This is a genomic window from uncultured Salinibacterium sp., from assembly GCF_963974405.1.
Lineage (GTDB): Bacteria > Actinomycetota > Actinomycetes > Actinomycetales > Microbacteriaceae > Rhodoglobus.
In genome coordinates this window covers 425,206-449,841 of record NZ_CAXBBH010000001.1, presented here as the reverse complement: position 1 = coordinate 449,841, position 24,636 = coordinate 425,206, and the positions used below count along the sequence as shown (strand labels likewise).

Annotated in this window: 23 protein-coding genes; 8 read left to right on the top strand and 15 right to left on the bottom strand. The window is 60.7% G+C overall.

Annotated features, from left to right (window positions below; all coding sequences use genetic code 11):
* Window positions 1–9: 9 nt before the first annotated feature.
* The 7 genes from AACZ26_RS02180 to AACZ26_RS02150 form a co-directional block, all read right to left on the bottom strand.
* Window positions 10–975, bottom strand: coding sequence for an ROK family protein (locus AACZ26_RS02180; protein WP_339618759.1), 966 nt, complete (start codon window positions 973–975; stop codon window positions 10–12).
* Window positions 972–1,715 (bottom strand): copper homeostasis protein CutC, encoded by a 744-nt coding sequence (locus AACZ26_RS02175; RefSeq protein ID WP_339618758.1) that lies wholly within the window; start codon window positions 1,713–1,715, stop codon window positions 972–974. Before AACZ26_RS02175 ends, AACZ26_RS02180 begins: the two co-directional genes overlap by 4 nt.
* Before the next feature lie 2 nt (window positions 1,716–1,717).
* On the bottom strand, window positions 1,718–2,710 hold the full coding sequence (locus AACZ26_RS02170) for an asparaginase (RefSeq protein WP_339618757.1): 993 nt from the start codon (window positions 2,708–2,710) through the stop codon (window positions 1,718–1,720).
* On the bottom strand, window positions 2,703–3,599 hold the full coding sequence (locus AACZ26_RS02165) for an amino acid ABC transporter permease (RefSeq protein ID WP_339618756.1): 897 nt from the start codon (window positions 3,597–3,599) through the stop codon (window positions 2,703–2,705). Before AACZ26_RS02165 ends, AACZ26_RS02170 begins: the two co-directional genes overlap by 8 nt.
* Window positions 3,596–4,240, bottom strand: coding sequence for an amino acid ABC transporter permease (locus tag AACZ26_RS02160; protein ID WP_339618755.1), 645 nt, complete (start codon window positions 4,238–4,240; stop codon window positions 3,596–3,598). The genes AACZ26_RS02165 and AACZ26_RS02160 overlap by 4 nt, the downstream gene beginning before the upstream one ends.
* Before the next feature lie 30 nt (window positions 4,241–4,270).
* Window positions 4,271–5,224: a glutamate ABC transporter substrate-binding protein gene (locus tag AACZ26_RS02155; RefSeq protein ID WP_339618754.1), complete on the bottom strand. Its 954-nt coding sequence runs from the start codon at window positions 5,222–5,224 to the stop codon at window positions 4,271–4,273.
* Between the two features lie 66 nt (window positions 5,225–5,290).
* The gene (locus tag AACZ26_RS02150) at window positions 5,291–6,064 is read right to left on the bottom strand and encodes an amino acid ABC transporter ATP-binding protein (RefSeq protein ID WP_339618753.1); all 774 of its coding nucleotides are present in this window, start codon (window positions 6,062–6,064) and stop codon (window positions 5,291–5,293) included.
* Between the two features lie 176 nt (window positions 6,065–6,240).
* Here AACZ26_RS02150 and AACZ26_RS02145 point away from each other — a divergent pair, with 176 nt between their 5' ends.
* The 3 genes from AACZ26_RS02145 (at window position 6,241) to nagB (ending at window position 9,065) form a co-directional block, all read left to right on the top strand.
* The gene (locus AACZ26_RS02145; protein WP_339618751.1) at window positions 6,241–7,428 is read left to right on the top strand and encodes an ROK family transcriptional regulator; all 1,188 of its coding nucleotides are present in this window, start codon (window positions 6,241–6,243) and stop codon (window positions 7,426–7,428) included.
* A complete protein-coding gene (locus AACZ26_RS02140; RefSeq protein WP_339618750.1) occupies window positions 7,425–8,195 on the top strand; it encodes an SDR family oxidoreductase in 771 nt (256 codons plus the stop codon). The genes AACZ26_RS02145 and AACZ26_RS02140 overlap by 4 nt, the downstream gene beginning before the upstream one ends.
* Window positions 8,196–8,279: 84 nt before the next feature.
* Window positions 8,280–9,065, top strand: coding sequence for a glucosamine-6-phosphate deaminase (gene nagB / locus AACZ26_RS02135; RefSeq protein ID WP_339618749.1), 786 nt, complete (start codon window positions 8,280–8,282; stop codon window positions 9,063–9,065).
* A 38-nt stretch (window positions 9,066–9,103) separates the two neighbouring features.
* Here nagB and AACZ26_RS02130 read toward each other — a convergent pair whose 3' ends face one another.
* Window positions 9,104–9,448: a chorismate mutase gene (locus AACZ26_RS02130; RefSeq protein ID WP_339618746.1), complete on the bottom strand. Its 345-nt coding sequence runs from the start codon at window positions 9,446–9,448 to the stop codon at window positions 9,104–9,106.
* Window positions 9,449–9,528: 80 nt separating this feature from the next.
* Between AACZ26_RS02130 and pgm the strand changes: the two genes are divergently transcribed.
* Complete coding sequence (pgm, locus tag AACZ26_RS02125; RefSeq protein WP_339618745.1) at window positions 9,529–11,163, top strand: phosphoglucomutase (alpha-D-glucose-1,6-bisphosphate-dependent); 1,635 nt, start codon at window positions 9,529–9,531, stop codon at window positions 11,161–11,163.
* A 25-nt stretch (window positions 11,164–11,188) separates the two neighbouring features.
* On the opposite strand, the gene AACZ26_RS02120 is transcribed toward pgm, so the two are convergent.
* The 4 genes from AACZ26_RS02120 to AACZ26_RS02105 all read right to left on the bottom strand — a co-directional run bounded on the left by AACZ26_RS02120 (window position 11,189) and on the right by AACZ26_RS02105 (window position 15,255).
* The gene (locus tag AACZ26_RS02120) at window positions 11,189–12,061 is read right to left on the bottom strand and encodes an amidase domain-containing protein (protein WP_339618744.1); all 873 of its coding nucleotides are present in this window, start codon (window positions 12,059–12,061) and stop codon (window positions 11,189–11,191) included.
* Between the two features lie 114 nt (window positions 12,062–12,175).
* Window positions 12,176–13,138 carry a DMT family transporter gene (locus AACZ26_RS02115; RefSeq protein WP_339618742.1) on the bottom strand — a complete coding sequence of 321 codons (963 nt, stop codon included), beginning with the start codon at window positions 13,136–13,138 and terminating at the stop codon, window positions 12,176–12,178.
* Entirely contained in the window at window positions 13,135–13,797 is a 663-nt protein-coding gene (locus AACZ26_RS02110; RefSeq protein WP_339618741.1) for a GNAT family protein, read from the bottom strand. The genes AACZ26_RS02115 and AACZ26_RS02110 overlap by 4 nt, the downstream gene beginning before the upstream one ends.
* Before the next feature lie 171 nt (window positions 13,798–13,968).
* Window positions 13,969–15,255, bottom strand: coding sequence for an adenylosuccinate synthase (locus AACZ26_RS02105; RefSeq protein WP_339618739.1), 1,287 nt, complete (start codon window positions 15,253–15,255; stop codon window positions 13,969–13,971).
* Window positions 15,256–15,407: 152 nt separating this feature from the next.
* On the opposite strand from AACZ26_RS02105, the gene AACZ26_RS02100 reads away from it, so the two are divergent.
* Entirely contained in the window at window positions 15,408–16,520 is a 1,113-nt protein-coding gene (locus tag AACZ26_RS02100) for a M4 family metallopeptidase (protein WP_339618737.1), read from the top strand.
* Window positions 16,521–16,556: 36 nt separating this feature from the next.
* Here the strand turns inward: AACZ26_RS02100 and AACZ26_RS02095 are convergent, their stop codons facing one another.
* Window positions 16,557–17,324: an SDR family oxidoreductase gene (locus tag AACZ26_RS02095; protein WP_339618735.1), complete on the bottom strand. Its 768-nt coding sequence runs from the start codon at window positions 17,322–17,324 to the stop codon at window positions 16,557–16,559.
* A 58-nt stretch (window positions 17,325–17,382) separates the two neighbouring features.
* Between AACZ26_RS02095 and AACZ26_RS02090 the strand changes: the two genes are divergently transcribed.
* The 3 genes from AACZ26_RS02090 (at window position 17,383) to AACZ26_RS02080 (ending at window position 21,590) form a co-directional block, all read left to right on the top strand.
* The gene (locus AACZ26_RS02090; RefSeq protein ID WP_339618734.1) at window positions 17,383–17,745 is read left to right on the top strand and encodes a protealysin inhibitor emfourin; all 363 of its coding nucleotides are present in this window, start codon (window positions 17,383–17,385) and stop codon (window positions 17,743–17,745) included.
* Window positions 17,746–17,887: 142 nt separating this feature from the next.
* The gene (locus AACZ26_RS02085; protein ID WP_339618733.1) at window positions 17,888–19,090 is read left to right on the top strand and encodes an ATP-binding protein; all 1,203 of its coding nucleotides are present in this window, start codon (window positions 17,888–17,890) and stop codon (window positions 19,088–19,090) included.
* 205 nt (window positions 19,091–19,295) lie between these two features.
* Window positions 19,296–21,590, top strand: a complete 2,295-nt coding sequence (locus AACZ26_RS02080; RefSeq protein ID WP_339618732.1) for a S8 family peptidase — start codon at window positions 19,296–19,298, stop codon at window positions 21,588–21,590.
* Window positions 21,591–21,891: 301 nt separating this feature from the next.
* Here AACZ26_RS02080 and AACZ26_RS02075 read toward each other — a convergent pair whose 3' ends face one another.
* Complete coding sequence (locus AACZ26_RS02075) at window positions 21,892–23,295, bottom strand: SIR2 family protein (protein WP_339618731.1); 1,404 nt, start codon at window positions 23,293–23,295, stop codon at window positions 21,892–21,894.
* A 93-nt stretch (window positions 23,296–23,388) separates the two neighbouring features.
* A complete protein-coding gene (locus AACZ26_RS02070) occupies window positions 23,389–24,636 on the bottom strand; it encodes an FAD-dependent oxidoreductase (RefSeq protein WP_339618730.1) in 1,248 nt (415 codons plus the stop codon).

Sequence of the window (24,636 nt, the reverse complement as noted above, 5' to 3'; positions counted from 1 at the left end):
CCGACCGTACTAGAGCGGCACTCGCTCGGCATCGAGAACCCAGGTATCGGCGACCTCAAGGCGATCGACGCACGCAAAGGCGAGCAGTGCTGCCCCCACCCGTCCCGCGTCACCACCGAGGCGAGAGAGCACCACATCGGGGGCATCGCGCCAGACCAGAAGTTCGTCAAGATACCGCGTGACGGGGTGCAGAAGCGCCGCACCCGCTTGAGAGAAGCCACCCCCGAGAACGATGACCGCCGGGTCAAGAAGCAGAGTGACTGTTGCTAGTCCTTGGGCGAGCGCGCGCGCAGCTTCATCCCACACAGAATCCGCGTCGGCATCCGAACCGAGCCGCGCCACGATCTCCCTCGACGAGAGATTTCCTCCCGCACGAGCCGCATAGCGCCGAGCCACCCCGGCACCAGAAACGTAGACCTCTAGGCAACCTCGTTGCCCGCACGTGCACAGTTCTCCACCCTGAACGATCGGAATGTGACCGATTTCTCCGGCAGCCCCCAGGGCACCGCGCACCGCTCCGGATGCCGACACGATCGCCGCTGCCATCCCCGTTCCGATCGGAATGAGCGTGAAATCGTCAACGTCCTGAGCCGCACCAAGTCGACTCTCCGCGAGTCCAGCGGCACGCACATCGTGCCCCACGGTGACAGGGATGGAGAGTCGGCTTTGCAACTCTGCGAGCAGCGGAACGTTCTTCCAGTTCAAGTTGGAGGCATACACCACCACGCCAGAGCTCTCGTCGACCATCCCGGGAGTAACGACAGCGGCAGCGATCACGGTTCTCCCGTGGGCCGTCGCGGCAGCGATCAGCTCCGCGATCAGCTCCATGAGCGTGTCGATGATGTCGGTTGCTGGGGTGCTGCGCGTCGAGGTGGCCACTGTTTCGCCGGTCTCCGAGACGAGGGAGCCCTTGATGGCGGTACCACCGAGATCGACCGCAACGACGACATCCGCCAGCGTGTTTACGACAGTCATGAGGCATCCACGACAGCACGCATCTCCCTTACGAGAGCAGCAGAAGTCACCGTGCGGGTGCCGCTGTCATAAAGAGCGGATGCTCCACCCTGAAAGCCATGGCTCGGCACGGTCGCGGGTGCCCGAAAGTGGAGTTCGGTGACGCCCGTTGTCGCGAGGATTTCGCGGGCATTGTGGGAGCGAACGCCGCCCCCGGCCAGGATTGTCATTCGCTCGCCGGCTTGAGTCACCAGCGCCGCAAGCTCGGCTTGCCCGTCAAGCACGGTGGCGGCGCCGCCCGATGTCAGCACCCGCGCAACGCCAAGATCAATCAACGTTTCTAGCGCTTTCGGCTGATCGACCGTCAAATCAAAGGCTTTGTGGAAAGTAACCGGATGCTCTTCGCAGGCAGCGAGCAGAGCGGTCGTTGCCGCTTCATCGATCGTGCCGTCGGCAGTCAAGGCGCCGATGACGAATCCGACGATCACTCCATCAGCACGCGGCAGACTGCGGATTGCCGTGATGTCGGCGACCATGGCGTCAACCTCCGCCGGCGAGTAGACAAAGTCGCCCCCGCGCTGGCGAATGAGCACCATGACTGTCATGGAGGTGAGGGAGGCGAGAACCGTCGTGACTGTGCCCACGCTCGGCGTGATTCCGCCCTCATCCAGTGCTGCACAGAGCTCGATACGGTGCGCTCCCGATCGTTCAGCGGTCAGCGCGCCTGCCAGATCATCAAGACAGACTTCAAGAATTGTCATCGTCAGGCGCGTCCGGCCGACATCGCGTCGCGCAGGTCTGCACCAACCTCGATCTGGCCGACAGGAATTCCGCCGCCCAGAATAGGAACCTCGGCAAAGGCTGCCGCCGCTGCAGTGTCGTAACCCAACGATCCGAGAACGGCGAGCGCGATAATCGTCGTCGCACGCGGGCTACCGTCAATGATTTTCATCGATACGGATGCCCCATCCTTCGTCGCAACACCGATGACGCCCTCGGCCCCGCCCTTGGACAGCGCACCCGGGAGGTTCTTCATGAGCTCGCTGTTGGCGTGGCCGCTTCCGCCCACGTAGAACGGGTACTCGCGCATTGCGGCGGCAACGCGCCCAGCAGCACTCACGGGATCAGCCACGACCAGCGAGCGGAACGATGCGGCTACTCCACGCACGGTGGTTCCGAAGAGCGGGGCACCGCATCCGTCAATGGCCGTGTGTGACGCAGGCACTCCGGTCATCTCCGCCATCGTCTTCTGCACTTGCTGCTGCAGCGGATGCGAAGGGTCGAGGTAGTCAGTGGTCGACCATCCATTCACGGCACACGCCAGCAGCATTGCCGCGTGCTTGCCGGAGCAGTTCATCCGCAGACGATTTCGGCCTTCGCCGTCCCGGATCATGCGCTCGAAGGTCGCTTCATCTTCGGGGCGATCGACCGGGCATCCAAGAGCATGCTCATCGAGTCCAGCGCGCTCAAGAATCGCCGAGACCACGGCGACGTGAGCGTCTTCGCCGGTGTGGCTGCCGGCGGCGATCGCGAGCTCTGGACCAGACAGGTCAGCGCCCGCTTCGAGGCAGGCCATCGCCTGCAGAGGCTTCACGGTTGAGCGCGGCAGCACCTCGACATCGGGAGCCCCGAGTTCAAGCGCCACAGTTCCATCGGCAGCGAACGCGAGCAGCGAACCAAAGTGACGGCTCTCGATCATGCCCGAACGTCGAATGATCGCGAGTTCGGAGAGGGTGCCAGCGGTGAGATCAGACATGGGGTGCTTTCTGTGATGATGACCCACCAGGAGTGGGAAGCGGAAGCGCCATCGTGGCACTGGCAACAGTCGTGCGTCGACGACCGGGTTTCTTTTGCAGTCGCGACGCCAACCCCGAGAGGCTTCCATTGACGACCAAGTAAATGATGGTCACGACGAGGTAGGTCTGAATGAGCAAGTGGTTGAAGCTCGAAAGCACCTGACCACGGTAGAGCAACTCGGTAAAGGCCACGATGAAGCCGAGCGAGGTGTCTTTCATCAGGCTCACCAGTTGAGTGATGAGAGACGGGGTCACGTTGCGCACCGCTTGAGGCAGAACAACGAGCCGCATGACTTGATTGCTGCGCAGCCCCAGGCTGAAGGCGGCTTCGGCTTGACCACGCGGCAAGCTCAGGATGCCCGCGCGAACGATTTCAGCAAACACGGCAGCATTCGCGAGCGTCAGAGGAATAGCGAGTTTCCAGAGCACCGGAAAGTTGATGCCCAGTTGCGGCAATCCGAAGAGCATCAGGTAGATCAGCAGCAGCACCGGCACGGTGCGGGCGACCTCGATGTATCCGGCACAGAGCCAGCTCAGCCAGCGAACCTTGCTGACTCGCCCGAGGGCAAGAAGTGTTCCGAAGGCAGCACCGAGAACGGCAACAATCGCCGCTGCTTGCAGAGTGCCGAGCAGACCGACGCCAAGGTATTGCCAAATGGCGAGGTCGAGGAACGGTAGCCACTTGTCGGCGTCGAGCTGCCCTCTGCTGCCGAACTGCCAGAGCCCAGCAAAGATGATGCCAGCGAGGATGAGCGCGCTGATAATCGAGCCGATGATGATTCGGCGGCGGCCGCGAGGCCCGGGAACCTCATAAAGATAGGAAGCAACGTTGGTGTTGGAAGTGCTCATCGGAGGATCGCCACCTTACGTTCAATTCGGCCGGCAGCAAGGCCGATCAGGAGCGCGATCAGCATGTAGACGAGTCCGGCCGCGGTGAAGATTTCAATCGGCTGCGCGTAAACCAGGTTGATCTTGTTCACGCGAGAAGTCAGCTCGACAACGCCGATGACAGCGGCGAGCGCTGTGTTCATCGCGAGCGCAATCATGACGTTTCCGAGCGGTTGCACGACGGCGCGAAGAGACTGCGGAATCACGATGAGGCGCAGGCTTTGCCAGAGGGTGAGGCCGAGTGCACGGCTCGCTTCAATCTGGCCAACCGAAACGGTGTTGATTCCGCTGCGCACGGCCTCAGCAACGTAGGCTGCTTCGTAGACCGTGAGCACGATGATCGCGGTCGGCAGAAGCGGAAGAATGAGGCCGGCATCCGGTAGAGCGAAGACGGCGAGAAGAAGCAACGCCAGGAGAGGCACGTTGATGAAGAACTGCACATAAAGGAATGCGGCTCGTCGGAGGATGGGGATGGGGCTTACCCGCGCCACCGTCACCAAGACTCCGAGAAGAAGGGATCCGACACCCGCGACGAGAACCATCAGCAGCGTTGTGCCGATCGCGTCGAGGAGCAGCCCTGCATTCTCCGTGAATATATCCATCTGTAGTCTCCTGGCGTTGCTTCGCGCTCGTTAGGAGCCGGGCACCGATCCGATGGTCGGCGGCGTCGGGATTTCTGACTCTACGACGGTTCCGAGGCTGTAGGTCCACGCCTGGCCCCACTGTCCGCCATCCTGGATCTCGAGCAGCCAGTTGTTGATGAAGTCCTTGAACTCGGTGTCGCCGAGTCCGAGGCCGATACCGTAGGGCTCAGCCGTGAAGGGCTGGCCAACAACCTTGAGGTCGGAGTTCGCTGCAGCATTGCTGGCGAGCAGAGTGTAGTCCTGAACGTAAGCGTCGCCACGGCCCTGGAGGAGTGCCTGAACTGCCTGCGGGTCGGTTGCGAAGTCAACGAGCTCTGCTGTGGGCTGCTCTTCGGGAACCGCAAGGACGGCGGGAGTGTTGGCGCCAACGATGACAGTCTTGCCACCGAGGTCGTCGATTCCCGTGATGTCATCGTTGTCAGCCTTCACAGCAACAGCGAGTCCTGAGCTGAAGTACGGGCCAGCGAAGCTGATCTGCTCGGCACGCTCTTCGGTAATCGTGTAGGTGTTGAAGACAACGTCAACGGTGCCGTTTTGCAGCAGTGCTTCACGAGTCTCGGATGCCGGGGGCACGATCTCCACGCGAGGCTCACCGAAGATGTAGACCGAAAGCAGTTGCGCGAGGTAGGCATCGAAGCCGGAAACGTCATCCGGGTTGGTGGGGTCCTGCTGCGAAAGCAGCGGTGCGTCGAGCGCTTCGCCCACGAGGAGGGTTCCGCGGTCGCGGATCTTTTCCATGGTCGATCCGGGGGTGAAGAGGGCGTCGTCGGCGACGGGTGCTCCGGCAAGCATTGCCTGAACGTCGCTCACCTCAGCGGCGTCGTTGCCTCCGGGAACATTGCTAGACGAGTCGGTGGAGCAAGCGCTGAGGGCCAGCGCCGTCACGGCGACTACAGCGCCAAGTACGGCGCCTCGTCTGCGTGAGGATCGTGATGCGAACATGTGATTCCTTTTCTCTCGTGGTTGGTGGTGCAGTTGTGTGCGGGTAAAGCTGTGTGGGTGAAGGCTCTAGTGAGCGAGGATCGATGCGAGGAACGAACGTGCGCGCTCCGATCGCGGGTTGTCGAAGAACTCGATGGGAGTGTTCTCTTCGACGATTTGCCCGGCATCCATAAAGACGACTCGGTCTGCTGCTTTTCGCGCGAAGCCCATCTCGTGGGTGACGACAACCATCGTCATGCCCTCGGCAGCGAGCGATGTCATTACTTCTAAGACTTCGCCGACCATTTCGGGGTCAAGCGCCGAGGTGGGCTCGTCGAAGAGCATCACTTTGGGGTGCATGGCGAGGGCGCGAGCGATAGCGGCGCGTTGCTGTTGGCCGCCAGAGAGTTGCGCGGGGAATTGATCGGCCTTGTCGGCAATACCTACTCGTGCGAGGAGTTCAAGACCTTCGCGTTGAGCGTCTGCCTTCTTCATCTTGAGCACGTTGATCGGCGCCAGCGTGACGTTCTCGAGGATAGTGAGGTGCGCGAAGAGGTTAAACGACTGGAACACCATCCCGACTTCAGAACGTAGCCGGGCGAGTTCGGCACCTTCGACGGGCAATGGCTGCCCATCGAGGTGAATCTCACCGGAGTCGATGGTTTCGAGTCGGTTGATGGTGCGGCAGAGGGTGGACTTTCCTGATCCAGAAGGCCCGACGACCACGACGACTTCGCGTTCGGCAACCTCAAGCGTGATGTTTTGCAGCACGTGGAGTTCGCCGTAGTGCTTGTCGACGGCGCGCAGGCTCACCATAGCGGGCGCCGCCTCAGTGTTAGTGGGCTTGTCGCTCTCGCTCATCAGTTCACTCCTCGCACGCACCAGCGCGGCTATCTCGGGGTATTGCTGGACCCGCCATCGGGTGGTGTTGAGCGTACTAAGTAATTACGTTGTGTGCAATTTGACTAGAACTTACTCCAATAATGCACTAACGTGACTCACTACACTCGTACTCACACCGACCCGATTGGTTACCGATGCCGAAACCCGTGACGCCACCGCTGTCCAACACAGCGGGCTCCCCCGGCGGCATCCTCACCCTCGTACGCAATGGGCGCGCAACGTCTCGAGCCGAAGTTGCCCGAGCAACTGGACTGTCACCGACTACCGTCGCTGTGAGGGTGGAACTGCTGATCGAAGCTGGCTACCTTCGCGAAGCGGGCAGTGGGGATTCCCACGGCGGTAGGCGCCCTCGGCAGCTTGAGGTCGACCCCAGCGGCGGCCTCATCGTCGGCGTAGACCTCGGTGCCCGCCACGCCTCACTCGGGCTATTCGACATGCGGGCAGAACTATTGGCCGAGCAGCACACCGACATCGACATCGCAGACGGGCCGCACGTTATCCTCCCGTGGGTAGTGGAGATGACGAAGCGGTTGGTCGCGGAACACGCGCAGCCGGGCAGTCGCGTGATCGGAATCGGACTCGGCCTTCCTGGCCCCATTAGCCAGCCAGAGGGCATCCTGATCTCCCCCTCGCGCATGCCCGGCTGGGATGGCCTCGATGTTGCCGCAGAACTTCACCGCCTGTCAGGAGTGCCCGCTGTCGTTGACAACGACGCCAACCTCATGGCCCTCGGCGAACACATCAGCCGCAACGAAGACGTCAATGACTTTGTCTTCATTAAGGCCGGTTCGAGCATCGGCGGTGGCATCATTGTCGGCGGCGAGCTTCATCATGGCCACCATGGAATGGCCGGCGACATCAGTCATGTCACCGTGCACGGCGCTCCGGCAACGCCGTGCTCGTGCGGTCGAAACGGCTGTTTGGATGCCGTAGCCGGCGGAGCTGCAATCGTCACGAGCCTGCAGTCAGCTTCTGTTGCGGTCGACGACACTCTGGGCGTGCTTGAGCTTGCGCGCAATGGACATCCGCTGGCCACTCAGATGCTGCGCGAGGCCGGGATGCGCACCGGTACCGTCTTAGCTACCGTCGTCAATTTCTCTAATCCGGAGCGGATTGTTCTCGGTGGCACGCTTGCCGAAGCGGGCGCGTTCGTCGCTGGTGTGCGTTCGGCGATCTATACCGAGTGCCTTCCTTTGGCCACGGATGGGCTCGAAGTTGAGGTCACTCAGGCTAAACAGCGCGGCGGCATCATGGGTGCCGCACGGGTAGTGCTCGATCGCATTCTTGATGCCGATACCGTGAACCAGATCGTGTCGGCATGAGCACCGTTCTCGACAGCTTCTCGCTCAAGGGCCGCGTGGCTCTAGTCACCGGAGCCAATCGGGGCATCGGTTTCGCTCTCGCCCAGGCACTCGGCGAGGCAGGAGCGACGGTCGCCGTCTGCGCGCGCAGGCTCAGTGACGCGGATGCTGCTGCCGAACAGTTGGAGCAGCGCGGCATCCGCGCCCTCGGCGTCGTTCTCGATGTCACGGATGTCGCTTCCATCGATGCCGCGGTGACTCGAGTCACCGCTGAGTTGGGCGGCCTCGACATCCTCGTCAATAACGCGGGCATCAGTATCGGCGGTTCTGCTTTCGATACGCCGGATACCGTGTGGCGCGATGTCATGGCGACGAACCTTGATGGGGTCTGGAATTGCAGCCGCTCTGTCGGCCGCTACATGGCAGCGCACGGCGGCGGCACGATCGTGAACGTGGGGTCGATGTCGGCCGAGATCGTGAACCAGCCGCGCTGGCAGGCCTCCTACCTCGCCTCGAAAGCCGGAGTGCACCAGTTGACGAAGGCGCTCGCTGCGGAGTGGGCACCGCATGGCATTCGAGTCAACGCCATCGCGCCGGGCTACATCCTCACCGAAGCCTCTCCCGTTGATCAGCCTGAATATCAGGCGAGTTGCGTGGAGCCGGCCGCCCTCAAACGGTATGGCCTGCCCGCCGAACTTGGCCCGGTGACGGTGCTGCTGGCGAGCTCAGCCTCAAGCTTTATGACCGGATCGATAGTAACTGTTGATGGCGGTTACACGCTGTTCTAGCCCGCGTTGGCCCAGCTGCCGAGACTTTTCGCACCGCACTACCTCCACTGCCCCACCACCCCCAACTTTCTGAGGAGCTTTCCCATGGCCGAAGTCGTCATCGTTGATCACCGTGAGCAGGCAGGCGAACTCGCCGCCCACGCCATCCGTTCGCTCATCGAACAGCAACCAGATGCCGTTCTCGGACTCGCAACAGGTTCAACGCCCTTGCCGGTGTACCAAGCACTCGCACGCTCGCTCGAAGCAAACCCTCTCGACGTTTCCGCCGTCCGCGGCTTCGCCCTCGATGAGTACGTGGGGCTGCCGGAGGGGCATCCAGAAAGCTACCGTGCCGTCATCACTCGCGAAGTCGTCGAACCGCTGGGGCTCACGCCGAGCCTCGTTCACCTTCCCGGCTACAACAGCCCGGCGATTGAGACTGCCGGCGCCAACTACGAACGAGACATTACGGATGCCGGAGGCATCGATCTGCAGATCCTCGGCATCGGCAGCACCGGCCACATCGGTTTCAATGAGCCCGGCTCTTCGTTCGCCTCGCTCACCCGCATCAAGACGCTCACGGAGCAAACCCGGCAGGACAATGCGCGCTTCTTCGACAGCATTGACGATGTGCCCCGGCACTGCCTCACTCAAGGACTCGGCACGATCCTGCGCGCCCGCCACCTGGTGCTGCTCGCTTTCGGCGAGGGCAAAGCAGACGCGATCGCGGCCGCCGTTGAAGGGCCACTGACCGCGAGCCAACCCGGCAGCGCTATCCAATTGCACCCACACGTCACCGTGCTCGTCGACGAAGCGGCTGCCTCGAAACTCCAGAATGCCGACTACTACCGCTACACCTGGGCCAATCGCCCCGACTGGCAAACTATCTAGCGGTCGCGAAGACGCAGCGCGGCTGGCTGGCTGACTGGCTACTTGCTCGTTTCGGGCTCGCCGCCCGACGCGATCTGCTCGTGGTGGTGAATGACCTCGGCGACCACAAAGTTGAACCATTTCTCGGCAAAAGCAGGGTCGAGGTGTGACTCTTCGGCGAGTGATTTGAGGCGAGCAATCTGGTCACGCTCACGGTTGGGATCCGACGCGGGCAGTCCCTTGGTCGCCTTGAGCCGACCGACTTGCTGCGTGTACTTGAAACGCTCGGCAAGCAAATGGATGAGCGCCGCATCGATGTTGTCGATGCTGCGGCGGGCGCCCAAAAGTTGTTCCCGCACTTCGGGGTCGACGCTGTCATTGTGGGCCTGATCTGCTGCTGCCATACAACGACTTTAGAGCGTGCACGGGCTACGTGGGTGCCAGATGACACGGCCACGCGGTCGAAGGTGGAAGACTGGTGCGCATGAATGATCGCGCAGGCACGATTGCCCAGGCATCCGACCTCATTGATGTGACCGAGCTAGTGGCGGCGTACTACGCGCAGGTTCCGGATGTCTCGATCCCTGAGCAGCGGGTGGTGTTCGGCACGAGCGGCCACCGTGGCTCATCGCTCGATACCGCTTTCAATGAAGCGCACATCGCCGCCATCACGCAGGCGATTGTGGAATATCGTGCCGGGCAGGGCATCACGGGCCCGTTGTTTATTGGGCGCGATACCCATGGGCTATCGCAGCCGGCCGAGTCGACGGCGCTTGATGTGCTCGCCGCGAACGGTGTGCTCGCGCTCAAAGACGAGTTCGATGATTTCGTTCCGACTCCTGCTCTGAGCCACGCGATCATCGCCTACAACGCTGCGGACCACGGCGATCAGGCCGATGGAATCATCATCACCCCCAGCCACAATCCGCCCCGCGATGGTGGCTTCAAGTACAACCCGCCGCACGGTGGCCCGGCCGATAGCGACGCGACCGGCTGGATCGCTGATCGCGCGAACGCAATCATTGCTGACGGCAATCAGGCCGTGAAGCGCGTCGGCGCGGCCGGAGCAGTCAACACGGCAGCGGGCAGCTACGACTTCCGCGGGCGCTATGTTGACGACCTCGAGAACATCATCGACATCGACGCGATCCGCACGGCGGGCATCCGTCTGGGCGCTGACCCACTCGGTGGTGCAAGCGTCAACTATTGGAAGCTGATTGCGGAGAAGTACGACCTCGACCTCACTGTCGTGAATCCCGATGTTGACCCGACGTGGGCGTTCATGACGCTCGACTGGGACGGCAAGATTCGCATGGATCCGTCATCGAAGTCGGCCATGGCTTCTGTCGTGGCTCGCCGAAGCGAGTTCGACATCCTCACCGGCAATGACGCTGACGCCGATCGCCACGGCATCGTCACGCCCGATGGCGGACTCATGAACCCCAACCATTATCTGGCTGTCGCGATTCACTATCTCTACACTCACCGCGAGGGCTGGAACCCGGATGCCGCAATCGGCAAGACCCTCGTCTCGAGTTCCATGATTGACCGGGTCGCTGCCGCACTGGGGCGCGACCTCGTCGAGGTGCCGGTGGGGTTCAAGTGGTTTGTTCCCGGACTTGTTGACGGCTCAGTGGCGTTTGGTGGCGAGGAGAGCGCTGGCGCGAGTTTCTTGCGCAAAGATGGCTCCGTCTGGACTACAGACAAAGACGGCATTTTGCTGGCGTTGTTGGCGGCCGAGATTCTCGCGGTTACCGGCAAGACGCCATCCGTTCTCTATGCCGAGCTTGTTGAAGAATTTGGTGATCCCGCCTACGAGCGGGTGGATGCCGCAGCCAACGCCCAGCAGAAGGCGACGCTCGGCAAGTTGAGTGGTGCTGCGATCACCGCCACCGAGCTCGCGGGTGATCCGATCACGGCGAAGCTCTCGGAGGCTCCCGGAAACGGCGCTTCGATCGGCGGGGTCAAGGTGACGACGGAGTTTGCGTGGTTCGCTGCTCGCCCGAGTGGCACCGAAGATGTGTACAAGATTTATGCCGAGTCGTTCAAGGGCTTAGAGCACTTGAAGCTCGTGCAGGCCGAAGCGAAGGCGATTGTCGACGCTGCCCTTAGCTCGTAGCGGGCGGCTCCGGCAGCAGCGTTTGCTAGGGGATACTCCAGAAGTGTCCTGTGGCACCGGGGTGGTCGACGGTGATGGTCTCGTCGAGGTCTCGGTAGTCGGTGTCGAGATTGTGGCCGACCATCTTGATGACCATTTCGCCGTCGATGTTTTCTACAGAAGACACCACTTGGATGTGGTCGAGGTAGTCGTTGTCGTTCCAGTCGAAGACCACGAGATCGCCGACCTTCACTTGGTCGCGCTCGTTGAAGCTCAGTTGCGTTGCCCCGAGTTCGGGAGTGGAGTTGAGCCAGTTCTCCATGGCTGGCACGTACCCCCAGGCGCTGCTCCAGTCAGCGGCAGCGTCGTAGTTGTACCACTCGTCGGTCATTTCCCAGCCGCGCATGAGCAGTGATTGGCTCACGAAGTTGGCGCAGTCTCCGCCCACGGAGTTGAGGTCGCCAAACTCCTCATCGTTGTAGTCCTCCCAGTGTTTAAGGAGGTAGTGCATCTGCTTATCGATCGGGGTGGATGCTTCGTAGGTGTAGTCGAGGAAGGATGATGCGGGCACCAGTTCCGTGTCCGCCATCACTTCAATAGCAACCGTGTTTGGCTGAAAGTCGACGGCCGGGGGCACCGTGGCGGTAAGTGTTCCGTTGTCGGCAATGACTACGTCGCTGGCGGCGACTCCACCGAAGGTGACGTGGGTGACAGCGTCGAGAGCGGCACCCGTGATGGTGATCGATTCCCCTCCCACGAGAGTTCCCGCTGTGGTGCTGACGGTGCGAACTTCGGGCGTTGCGGAAGCACCGCCGTCAGCGCTGGAGAAAACCGCGACGATGAGCGCAACAATGGCGGCGATGACGCCGAGCGCGGCTGCACCGACGCCAACGCGGCGAAGCAAATAGGGGGAAGACACGGCTCAAGTTTCGCAGGAACTTCAGGCAGACAGCGCTGACACAACGTCTACATCTCGGATTTCTTGCAAATCGCCCGAAACGCGCACTGAAGCTATGGCTGCCGGGCTTCGGCCCTAATCGCTGTGTGTCGTACGCGTCCGCTTTGTGGGCAACGTGAGCCGCCCCTGAGCCAGCAGCACTCCCACCAGCACGATGACGGCTCCGACAGGTTCGTGCCACGACATGGTTTCTTTCAAGATGACGAAACCCAGGATGACGCCGATGACGGGAGTGATGTAGGTGACAGTGGAGGTGCGGGTCGGCCCCCATTCGGCGAGCACCCGGTAGTTCCAGACGTAGGCCATGCCAGTGCCAAGCACTCCGAGAGCGAGCAGGCTCGCGACGACGGGAAGGGTGAGGTTCACCGGGCCGGTCGCAACGAGTGGGGTGAGCAGTATGTAGATAACAGCGGCGATGCCGATGTTCATGGTCGCTGACGTGACGCCGGCAACTTTGTAGGGCGCGACGAATTTGCGCTGGTAGCTCATGGCGGCGCCGTAACAGGCGGCAGCGCCCAGACAAGCGAGTTGCCCGAGCAGACTGCCGCTGATGTCTCCGGCTTGCCACGGTGAAATGATCACGAGCACCCCGAAGATGCCGAGGGTGACGCCCAGAATCTGCGAGCGCGTCAGCGTTTCAACTCGAAACACGAGGGTGGCAAAGATCGCAGTCATGATCGGCGTTGTGGCGTTGTAGATGCTCGCGAGCCCCGAGCTCACATATTGCTCAGCCCACGCAAAGAGCAGGTACGGAATCACGGCAAACAGAAAAGCAAGCACTGTGAAGTGCGCCCAGACGATGGGTTGGCGCGGGAGTTTACGGCGACTTACCGCAAACACGACGATGAGTGCGAGAGCGCCGAGCACCGCCCGACTCCAGGCGACTTGGCCAAAGCTCACGCCATCCAGAGCGACCTTCATGAAGAGAAAACTGGAGCCCCACACGAGACCGGCTGCGGCGAAGCGCAACGTTGTGCCCAGAGTGGATGCGGAGTCGTGCTTTTCGACCCGGCCAGCGGGGGCAACGGGTGCGCTCACGCGCGCGACTCCTGCTCGGTGCTGTGGCGGGAGGTCGCGCTGGGCGCGGCAGCCCCGTCGAGCCGCTCAAGCAGCCCGGCTTTCACCGCGGGCCAGTCGCTATCAATGACGGAGTACACGGCGGTGTCGCGCCACGAACCATCGGCCCGGAGCTGGTGCTTGCGCTGAATGCCCTCGAAGGTAGCACCGAGACGGAGGATCGCTGCGCGTGAACGCTCGTTGATGGCATCCGCTTGAATCCGCACACGGTTGTAGCCGCTGTCGAAGGCGAAGCCCAACAGGAGCAACTTTGTTTCGGGGTTGACCGCGGTGCCCCACACGCCTGGCGCATACGCGGTCCAGCCGAAGTGTACGTTGGCGTTGGTTTCGTCGAGCTCGCCGAGGGTGCTCACCCCAACGAGGCGACCGGCATCGGGACCAGCGTTGAGGCGCACAGCGAAGGGCATCCGGTCGGCGTAACCGAGGTAGCCGGCGCGCATCCATTCGATGAAGGATGCTTCGTCGGCGGGCAACCCAACCGGCCCTCCGCCATAACCACCAGCGAAAACCGACGGCACCGCGAGTACTGTCGCGAGCGCAGCGAGATGGTCTTCGGTCAGGGGCTCAACGGAGACGAAATTTCCGTGAAGGATGCGGTGCTGCGGGCGGGTTACGGTCACTTAGAAATCTTCCCACTTCGCAACGACACCAACCTGCGGATTTCGGACTTTCACCCGCGGATTGCGGACTTTGTGTCCAACACTCCCGGGATTGGCTACCCGCACGCAGAAGCGGCACGCCCCGAATCTTTCCGGTGCGTGCCGCTTGAGTGCGAGCTGGGGTGTCGAAGTTTAGTCGACGAGGTCGTGACGAACGATGATTTCGTCGCGGCCGGGGCCAATACCGATCGCGGACATGCGGGCTCCACTCATCTTTTCGATGGCGAGCACGTAGTCTTGCGCGTTCTTGGGCAGGTCATCGAAGGTGCGAGCACCGGTGATGTCTTCTTCCCAGCCGGGGAACTCTTCGTAGATCGGCACCGCGTGGTGAAAGTCTGATTGTGATACGGGCATTTCGTCGAAGCGCACACCGTCAACGTCGTAGGCAACGCAGACCGGAATGGTCGTGAGGCCGGTGAGCACATCGAGCTTGGTGAGCACGAAGTCGGTGACACCGTTGACGCGCGCCGTGTAGCGAGCGATGGGGGCGTCGTACCACCCACAGCGACGTGGACGCCCGGTGGTGGTTCCAAACTCGAAACCGTTGGCGCGCAAGAACTCGCCCGACTCGTCAAACAGTTCGGTGGGGAACGGACCAGAACCGACACGCGTTGTGTAGGCCTTCACGATTCCGATGATGCGCTCGAGACGGTTGGGTGCAACACCCGAACCGGTAGCCGCGCCACCCGACGTGGAGTTGGATGACGTGACGAAAGGGTAGGTGCCGTGGTCGACATCCAACATCGTGGCTTGACCACCCTCAAAGAGCACAACGTCGCCCTTATCGAGCGCCTGGTTCAGCAGCAGACCGGTGTCGGCGACCATGGGGCGCAGACGGTCGGCGTAGCTGAGCAGCTCGGTGACGATCTCGTCAACCTCGATCGCCCGACGGTTGTAGACCTTCACGAGGAGGTGGTTCTTCTGGTCGAGAGCACCTTCAACCTTTTGGCGAAGGATCTTTTCGTCAAACAGGTCTTGAACTCGGATGCCGACGCGGTTGATCTTGTCGGCATACGACGGACCAATTCCGCGGCCGGTGGTGCCGATCTGACGCTTGCCGAGAAAGCGTTCCGTCACCTTGTCGAGGGTGCGGTGGTAGTTCGTGATGATGTGCGCGTTGGCGCTAATCAGCAGTTTGGAGACGTCGACGCCACGGGCGATCAGGGCATCCAGTTCTTCAAAAAGAACCTCGACGTCGATGACGACGCCGTTAGCGATGATCGGGGTGACGCCTTCGGTGAGGATGCCAGATGGCAGAAGGTGAAGCGCGTACTTTTCGTCGCCGATAACGACCGTGTGTCCGGCGTTGTTGCCACCGTTGAATTTCACGACGTAGTCGATGCGGCTACCGAGGAGGTCGGTTGCTTTTCCCTTGCCCTCGTCGCCCCATTGGGCGCCGATGATGACGATTGCTGGCATGGTGGATCCCTTCGAAGAAGTGGGGGGATTACACCTCAGTCTACCCGAGAGCGGACTTTCGCCGATTTCTGACGGTTTATTGCGTTACCAGCGTTGCTGAGCACTCCGTGGGAATCATGAGCCGCCGTCGGTGGTCCGTGTCAGCATGAAGCATGTCTCAGATGCCGCAGCGAGCTTTCTCTTCCCCCGCAGCCCATCACACTGTCTGCGCAATTGTTCCCCCGTTTCTTCTGGCCCGGATTGCCACCCTCGACGATCCTCGTTTCGAGCGCGCAGCCACTGCAGCCCGTCGTTCGCTGACCGACGTGGCGCACGAGAACCTCGACCACGGGCGCAGCAAGAACACCCTCCCTCCGCGCACCCTGCTCCCTGATGAGCCAAGCGTTCGCGGTGAAATCACGCGCGCCATCTCCGATGCCCGCGGCACAGAAACATTGCCCGGCATTCTGGTGCGAGAAGAAGGCGCCCCGGCAACCAACGATGTCGCGGCAACCGAGGCCTACGACGGGCTCGGTCACACCTTCGCTCTGTTCTGGGAGGTCTTTCAGCGGGATTCCATTGACGACCGTTCGGCCACGCTCGAAGCGACAGTGCATTTCGGCAACCTCTACGACAACGCGTTTTGGGATGGCACACGCATGGTGTTCGGAGACGGTGACGGTGAGATCTTTGACAGCTTCACTCGCTCACTCAGCGTCATTGGGCATGAGCTCGCCCACGGCGTGACCGAGTACACGGCCGGGCTCGTTTATCGGGATCAAAGCGGTGCCCTCAACGAGCACGTGTCTGATGTGTTTGGCGCTCTTGTCGAGCAATACGCTCGTGGCACGACCGCCGCTGATGCATCGTGGTTGGTGGGCGAAGGTATCTTCACCGATGAGGTCGAGGGCACCGCCTTGCGCTCTCTCAAAGCACCCGGCACCGCCTATGACGACGACGTGCTCGGCAAAGATCCTCAGCCCGGCCACATGGATGACTACATCGTCACTCAGGACGACAACGGTGGCGTTCACCTCAATTCGGGCATCCCCAATCGCGCATTCTGGAGCGTCGCAGACACGCTCGGCGGTTTTGCATGGCAGCAAGCGGGGCAGATTTGGTACGACACTCTCACGGGCGGTTCCCTCACTCCCCACAGCACTTTCGCGGAGTTCTCGGCTGCCACAATCGAAACGGCTCTCGCCCTCTTCGGAGAAGACTCTGCCGAACACCGTGCTGTCATTTCGGGCTGGGCGCTCGTCGGAGTCGTGCCTGCTGCGGCGTGACCGCGGCGCATTCGCCGATGCTCGTTCGGAACAGCGTCAGTGCACCGAGAAGCCCCCGTCGACAGCGATCAGTTGCCCCGTTACATAGGCGGAGGATGGGCCTGCCAAGAACACGACGGCTCCCGCGAAGTCCTCTGGCAAACCATTCCGGCCAATAAGCGTGCGTGCGGCCAGCGCCTCGACGACCTCGGGATTCGAACTGAGTCGACGGTTTAGCGGTGTTTGCACAAACCCTGGCACCAGAACATTCGCGGTCACCCCAGACGGCGACCACGCTTCCGCTTGAGATCTGGCCAACGCTTCCAGACCAGCCTTCGAAACGCCATAGGCTCCGCTATTCGCAAATGGTCTCTGAGCCTGCTGAGAGCTGATGTGGATGAGTCGACCGTAGCCCCGCTCCGCCATCCCGGGCGCCAGCCGCTGCCCGAGGATGAAGGGGGCTTCAAGGTTCACCGCCATCGTGGCATCCCACACTGCCTCCTCGAGTTCAGGCAAAGGTGGTCGGAGATTGATCCCCGCAGAGTTCACAATGATGTCGACATTTCCGGCCGCATCTGCCAGCGCATGGACCCCAGCTCGGGTAGAAAGGTCAGCAACGATCCCACCTGCCGTGCCGCCCAGCTCGTGAATCGCGGCAACAGTTTCGTCGATCGCCGTCTCGGTTCTCGCCGCAACGAGAACATGCGCCCCCGAAGCACCAAGGGCAAGGGCGATTGCGCGGCCAATGCCAGAGCTACCTCCCGTGACCACCGCGACCCGGCCGTCAAGCCCAAACAGGCGAGCGAGATGTGAATCAGAAGTCATACTGCAAGGCTACACACGCCTCCCCCTCGCCCTCATGGTGACGAGATAGCATGCACGTGTGAAGGTTCAGGTGTGGCGCAGCGGTGGCCTCCTCGGTCGCCGCGTCGAGTGGGATGTCATTGTCGACGAGCAGCCCGACCCCGAGCAGTGGTACGTGCTGATCGCGGAACTGCCGTGGCACGAGCATCCGGCCACCAGCACCATGCCCGACCGCTATACCTACGAAATCCGATGCGAGCCCCACGAAGCGGTCATCCCCGAGCAGCAGCTCGTTGGCCCGTGGCGTGAACTCGTTGATCGCGTGCGCGACGCTCAAAGCAGCAACGAGCGCGAGTCGCTCCCCGAATCAGAATGCGAAGCTGAAGTTCCACTCGCTGCGAAGACCGAGCGGGGTCCTGACCGCCAAGACGACGAACGTTAGTTCCGCACGTCGCCCTCACTCACAGCGGCATGCGCCGGCTAGGAGCGGCCTTCGTTCTACCGACCTGCGTGAACTCCCACTCACACTCGATTTTGTCCCGTATTGAGTGCATATTGTCTGAACACTGAAGTACACTGTCCCCATGGAACACTTCGCTATCCTAAAGTCATTAGTACGTGTCGCCATGGCGCATGACACTCCGCCGCTACGTCACCAAATTGAGCGCCTTGCGGAAGCAATGTCTGCGGCCGGCGAGACGAAGGAGGCAGCTGCACTCAGAAGGACGCTTTCTACATCCGCACGCGAACACGGACTTACCCCAAGTCGGATCGCGAAGAGCAATACAACTCTGGAAGCTGGAGAGCGCCTGACGAGTTCAGTGCCCGTGCCCGTCGATAAAGAGTCTTCGGCAAACCTCGCAACAGTGACGATGCCTGAGGACATCCATGTCAGTTTGCCCCTATTCCCCAACTCCGTCCAAGAGAACATCGAAGCACTCATACAGGAATGGGCGAACGCCACCCTCCTTGGCGAGGCCGGCATGCGTGCAACTCAGTCGGTCTTGGTTTACGGAGCACCCGGAACGGGAAAGACAACACTTGCTCTCTGGCTCGCAAAAAGCTTGGGCATGCCAGTCGTACTCGCAAGGCTAGACGGGCTAATAAGCTCATATCTCGGGACAACCGCGCGCAACCTTGGAGCGTTGTTTGCTTTTGCGAACCGCTACGAGTGCGTTCTAGTGCTGGATGAATTCGACGCAATCGCAAAAGTGCGCGACGATCCCAACGAAGTCGGGGAAATAAAGCGTGTAGTCAATGCGCTTCTCCAGAATATGGACTCGCGCGACGGCCACGGAATTACTATCGGGCTCACCAACCACGAGGCACTTCTCGACCCCGCTATCTGGCGACGATTTGAAGTTCAGCTTTCGGTACCGCTACCTGAGTTCGAGCAGAGGATAGAGATTGCAAGACGATTCTTGGACGATCACCAGGAAAGGACACTTCCCGAAGCGAAGCTTCTTTCTTGGGTGTGCGACGGAGTTTCGGGAGCAGAGCTTCAGACAATGGCAACTAAATACCGGAAACGGCGGCTGTTGCAAGCATCTTCGGGATACACCGCTATCCAAACAGTTACACAGCTGGCGCGGTCAACTTCGGTGCATATTAGTGCGGAAAAACGAACAGAGATCGAGTCCGATGAAGCCACTCTGACGCGGCAACTTGCTAGTGCAGAACAAAAATTCAGCAAGGTGGAGTTGGCAATGCTTTTTGAATGCAGCACGAAGACGATTGCGCGCAGGTTAGATCTAGCCAGCGAGGATGGCGGCGCGAATGCCGAATGAACCAGTACAAGTCGTCCTGAACCCAGGGGCGCTACGTGCGCCACGAGATAGAGTCACACCGAATGGAAACGGCACTGATTTCTTTGCGTCACGACCACAGGCCTTTGCGAAACACCAAACAGAAGTCGCCGCAGCCCTGAAGTCGATCTTGTCCGCGATTGAGAAGAATCCCGATAGTGGAGCGCTCGGCTATATAAGAGTCGCCATGGCACCCAATGCGATCGCAAAAAGCCATCGCCCTCAGCAACGATTGTTTCGCCCATCCCTCACGCCTCACGTTGCAACCGCAGGAATCGGCGAGCCGATCTACGCCGCGACCCCGGCCAGCCTGCGCAAGGTCCTCTCCTCCGTCCTAAAGGCAGAGATCGATGTCATCGGCAAGCTAGACACCAGGACCGGGGAAATAGCACCTAACCCCTCCAGATATCGATGTGAGGTGTCCGCTATCGATTCGCTTCATCTTTGGATCGACGAGAATAAGCGCTCCTTCAGCGCAGCTGAAGGAGCCGAATGGCTGGCTAGGGCAGGAACTGGACACCGCTACTTTTTCGAGCTGTTCCCCATCGCTACAGCTTCCTCAAATCCTGAACTTGCATCCGTCGAAACAACCGCGCTCCGATCCCTTGAGCGGGAACTGAGCACCTTCAGTGTCGAAGTCGAGAGGCTGGCCAGCGAGGGGACTCCGACCCTCTCACTGAAGCCGTTGCCTCCTGGGAGCCGAAGCAGAGTTGCAATCAGCTCACAAGCTGAACCGGCCCCCCGAAAAAACGAACTACGGCAGTCACCTGACGTCGCGCTTCGGGACGACGTCTTTCACCAGCGCGTGTTGGAAAGTCTATGCAAACATCCTCTCGTGCGTCGCGTCCTGCTGCCGCCAATCGTGCAGCAAGCCGCAGGAGTTCCCATTCCTTTAGGCTCTCGCGTTCCGGATCAGATTTTCGAGCGGACGTCCGACGATACGCCATCGATAGTCGGTGTTATCGACGGAGGAGTCGGTGATGCAATCGGTGGCTGGTTAGAAGGCCGCTGGGGGCAACTCGCGCCCACAGACCGCGACTTAACGCACGGGACATTCATCTCCGGGTTGCTGGTTGCGGCAGGCTCCCTGAACCCGCATCTTTCGAAACAACCCCACGGTTGCCGGGTCTATGACGTCGATGTTTTGCCTGCAGATCCTGGCGAAACTGGAATTCCATTCGACGCCTACTATCCCGGAGGGATCCCCGAGTTTCTAGACGAAGTTGAAGCCGCAGTCTCGGATTTGCGAAGCCGACACAGGGTTCGTGTCTTTAACTTCAGCCTAAACTTTCAAACCCCTGGGGACCGTGCGAAATACGGTTATACAGCCATGCGGCTGGATCAGATCGCTGCACGCCACGACGTGATTTTGGTCATTTCCGCCGGCAACCTACCGCCCCTACTTGAGCGCCCCGAGTGGTCCTCGGATACCAGCGCGGCGATCGCCGCCCTAGTTGCGGACACCAATGGCACCGTAGCGGAACCAGGTGAGAGTCTTTTCAACGCCTCCGTGTCAGCACTGAACCCACCGGGCTTGATTGATCAAGTTCCATTTGCACTTGCTCGGTACAGCCGCCGAGGCCCCGGTCTAAGAGGGGCTCTTAAACCAGACTTCGCTCACATCGGAGGATCAGGAACCCCATCCGGCGTCGATGGCAGTGGGCTCTTCTCAATCGATGTAAACGGAAACGCCGTGACTGACGCAGGAACAAGCTATGCGGCTCCGCTAGTAGCGCGCCAGCTCGCCGATCTAGATTCATTGATCGAAGGTGATGTCTCGCGCGAGGTTCTACTTGCGATGTTGAGCCACCACGCACGTGTCCCCGAGCTTTACGCCCAACGGCAGGTTTTGCCTCTGGCTCGCCATTTGGTCGGCTACGGTGTCCCACGAGAAGCAGAAGAGATGCTTCAAAGCGACGACTCCGAAATTACACTTGTATTCGACAGTGTCCTCCAACCCGGTGAACAAGCTACCCTGACGTTCGCATGGCCGGCGTCTCTCGTCACGCACGGAAAGTGCAGAGGGTACGCGAAGCTGACCCTTGTGGCACGACCTCAACTCGCCTACGAACACGGTGATGAACGAGTGCGAGTTAACATCGGCGCGAAACTTATGCAGCAAACCAAGACGGGCGGATTCGAGAATCGTGTTCATGCCGTAAACACGCCTAAGGCCCCGACAGGACAGCCGCGCGCCGAACGGGATCTAATCAACGAATCCCTGAAGTGGCAAACGACCAAATCGTATGAAGCTCGCCTGACCGGCAGGGGGCCTAGCTCCACTTGGAAGTTCGCCGTGAACTATCTCACACGAGCAGACGAGGCAATGCCCGCTCAAGGCGTTGAGTTTGCTGCGGTTCTCACCATTTCCGACCCGGCTGGAAGTGCGCCGGTCTTCAGACAAATGCGCCAGCAGCTTAGCCAGCTTGGAATTCGAACTGACGATATACGTACAAGCCTCCGGGCCAGAGCGAGGGCCTGATACTGATCAACCCCACCAGAATTGCCCCGCTAGAGCACAGGAGGACGATGACCGCTCTAAACCAGCAGCAAAGAGAGGCCTAAGACGTTACCGCTTATGGGCAGGGGGCGCACTCGGCAGTTTTCGAGCCTCCACTTTGACCGCATCTGGCCGGACCTTTGACGATCCGCCTGTTACGTAACGCCCTGTGACAGCACTCCGCTGCACCGTACCCGCAACTCGGTAAACGCCGTCGCCTAGGCTCTGATAGGAACTTGTTGAATTCTTCTTAGCCACAACTTCCCCTTTCGTGATCGCGTGTTTATTCTATGTTGCTCTCTCCAAATGCAACAGAGGAGAGAAGACTCCCAAGCTCATCGGCCAGTTCGGCCAACGGCGGACCCCAAGTAAGGTTTGAACTCTCGAACCGGCTGGCAGAGTCCGGCAATCCAATCGTAAGGACTGCACTCGAAAGCGTCGGGAAATTCGGGTGTCGGACTGGGACAGGAATCGCAAGCACAGACTTCCATTGTTTCGTCCCGTCATGGTCGAGGTCCTGGAACAGGAGCGCATCGGCGCCAAGAGCACGACCCGCAATCCACGGGCTATCATGCCCGGTTTCCACCGTTCGAAGTGCGTCGAAATCTCGATAGAGTCGATCTTGGGCTGCCCATCGTGCGAGCCTGCCTTCACCGTCTGAAAGCCAAAGTGTCAAATTTAGCTTCATGACGTCGAGCGCCTCCTTCATCGTGGCCGCACCGACTTCAAGACGCTCGACATATTTGAGTTGCAACTCATCGAAATCTCTAGAATGTCGATGCCAAACTTCGACCGCCCGCTCTTGAGGCGACTGATAGTCATCGCCATGAAAGTGACGAAGCTCTCTGATTATCTGCGCTGCGTCTGAGTGATCCTGAAGCAGTACCGGCGTCAGACCGACCGCTTTCCATTGGTCGCTCAAGGCGATTTCAATGCGCTTGAAGTCCTCCTTCGACACAGCAAAACCTTCGCGCGCTAGCAACACAAAGGCTGAGTTTTCTGCGCGATGTTCGTGCACCGCAGCATGAAGCCATTGCCGGACGTCTGGGTCACGATATGACGTGCCCGCGATAACCAGCGCTCCGCGAGAGAGTGCAGACCGAAAGTACTCGGATTGCCAAGAATCACTGGCCGCGATCAGGGAGGTGAAGTCAGATAACGTCAAAATCACGCTCTCAGTCCGGGTCGGCGTGATCACGCCGTGAAGGTGGTGAACGGCGTGCGCACTGTCGTGAGGCTCAGCGTCAACTACAGCAATTGCTTCGCAGCCCATTTCTCCCTGGATCGCCTCCTCTAGCAAGGTGTCAAAGTTAAGAGTGACCAAGCTTGAGTCCTCACCTTTGCCCGCAAGAAAATGTCCAACTGCCGCCAGATGCAGCGGCGATGGGTCCAAAGATGACACGCCGTCATACAGCGCGTTACGAAGCTTGGGCTCCCACTTTTTACCAAAGGCCACACGCGCAGCTTCGACAACGATTAGTGGGTCCTGACGCGAAAGGAGAAGCTTCGCTGTTTCCTCTTCGAGTACCGATCGGCTTTGAAGAAGAAGACGAGTCGCGAAGGTGTCCCAATCAGGCAACCCTGAGGTCGTAGAAGCACCAGCCCCAAGCAAGATTGTTGTGTGGACGTCTGCCCCGGAATTCCGGAATCTATCCATCATTTCCGCAGTTATGTCAGGGGCGCTCACTGGCCCATGGTGGCATGACGTCGAACAGGAGCCTTCGAAGACACGCAGTTTGGACTCAACATTCGTGGGAGCGTCACGCGACGCCTCCAGCGATTAACGCAGCGGGTCGAAGGCGGTGAGCAGCGGATGCTTGTCGCCACCCGTTATGGAGTCGGCGAGCATCCGCCCCGTCAAGGGACCGAGCGTGACTCCCCACATTCCGTGACCGCCAGCAACGTGCACTCGCGGCGAGCGCGTGGCGCCCACGAGCGGAAGCCCGTCGGGCGTGCAGGGGCGCGAGCCGACCCATTCTTCGTCGCGGGCTTCCCAGTCGACTCCGTCGAACATGGGGCTCGCCGCGTTGACGATGGTTTGGATGCGGCGAGAGTCGGCAGGAGCTTCGGCCGAGCGGAACTCCATCATGCCTCCCACGCGCAGCCGATCCCCGAGAGGAGTGCAGGCAACTCGTTGGGCGGGCAAGTAGATCGGGTGCGTGGGAATCACGGGCGGCTTCACACTGAAGCTGTAGCCGCGACCCGACTGCACCACTTGGCGCACACCGAATTGGCGAGCGAGGTCGCCGAGCCAGGTTCCCGTGGCGATAACGACCTCGTTGCTGAGCACGGCGTTCTGACCCTCAACATCGACAGCGATGCCGGCGGCACCCAGATCTCGGATGCCCGTCGCCTTCGCCCCCTCAACGATCGTTCCGCCGCGGGCGCGCACGGATGCCGCAAGCACCTGCATGAACGAGGGCGGGTTGATGAAGCGCTGACCATCCACGCGCAGCCCATGCGTCACGAGCTTCGACACGCTCGGCTCGAACTCTCGCAGTTCGTCACCAGTGATCTTCGCGAAGCTCACGTGGCCGCCACCGGCGGCAACTTCGTCGAACTCGTGAGTGATCGTCTCGCGATCATGCTCGCTCACAAAGGCCGCGAGGAATGGCTCGGCATGTTTGAGAGCTGCGGAGACTCCACCGTCTTCCATGCGGTCGAAGGATTCAAGACTCCACTTATTGATCTCGGCGAAGGTGACCATGTTGCGCCGCCACATTTTGGGCGTCGAGTGGCGGGCGAAACCGGCGAGAAAGCGCAACAGGGTCGAGTTGGCCGCGACCGGTACGTACACGGGCGAGGTGGGGTCGATAACTGCCTTGATGCCGACCTTGAAGATCGACGGCTCCGGCAGCGGAAGCGTCAGTGCGGGAGCAACCCAGCCGGCGTTACCGAGCGAAGCACCAGCAGCGACACCCGTGCGGTCGAGAACCGTGACTTCTACGCCACGCTCCTGCAAAAACCAGGCCGTGCACAGCCCCACGATTCCGGCGCCGATGATGGTCACTTTCGCGGGCTGTGTCAT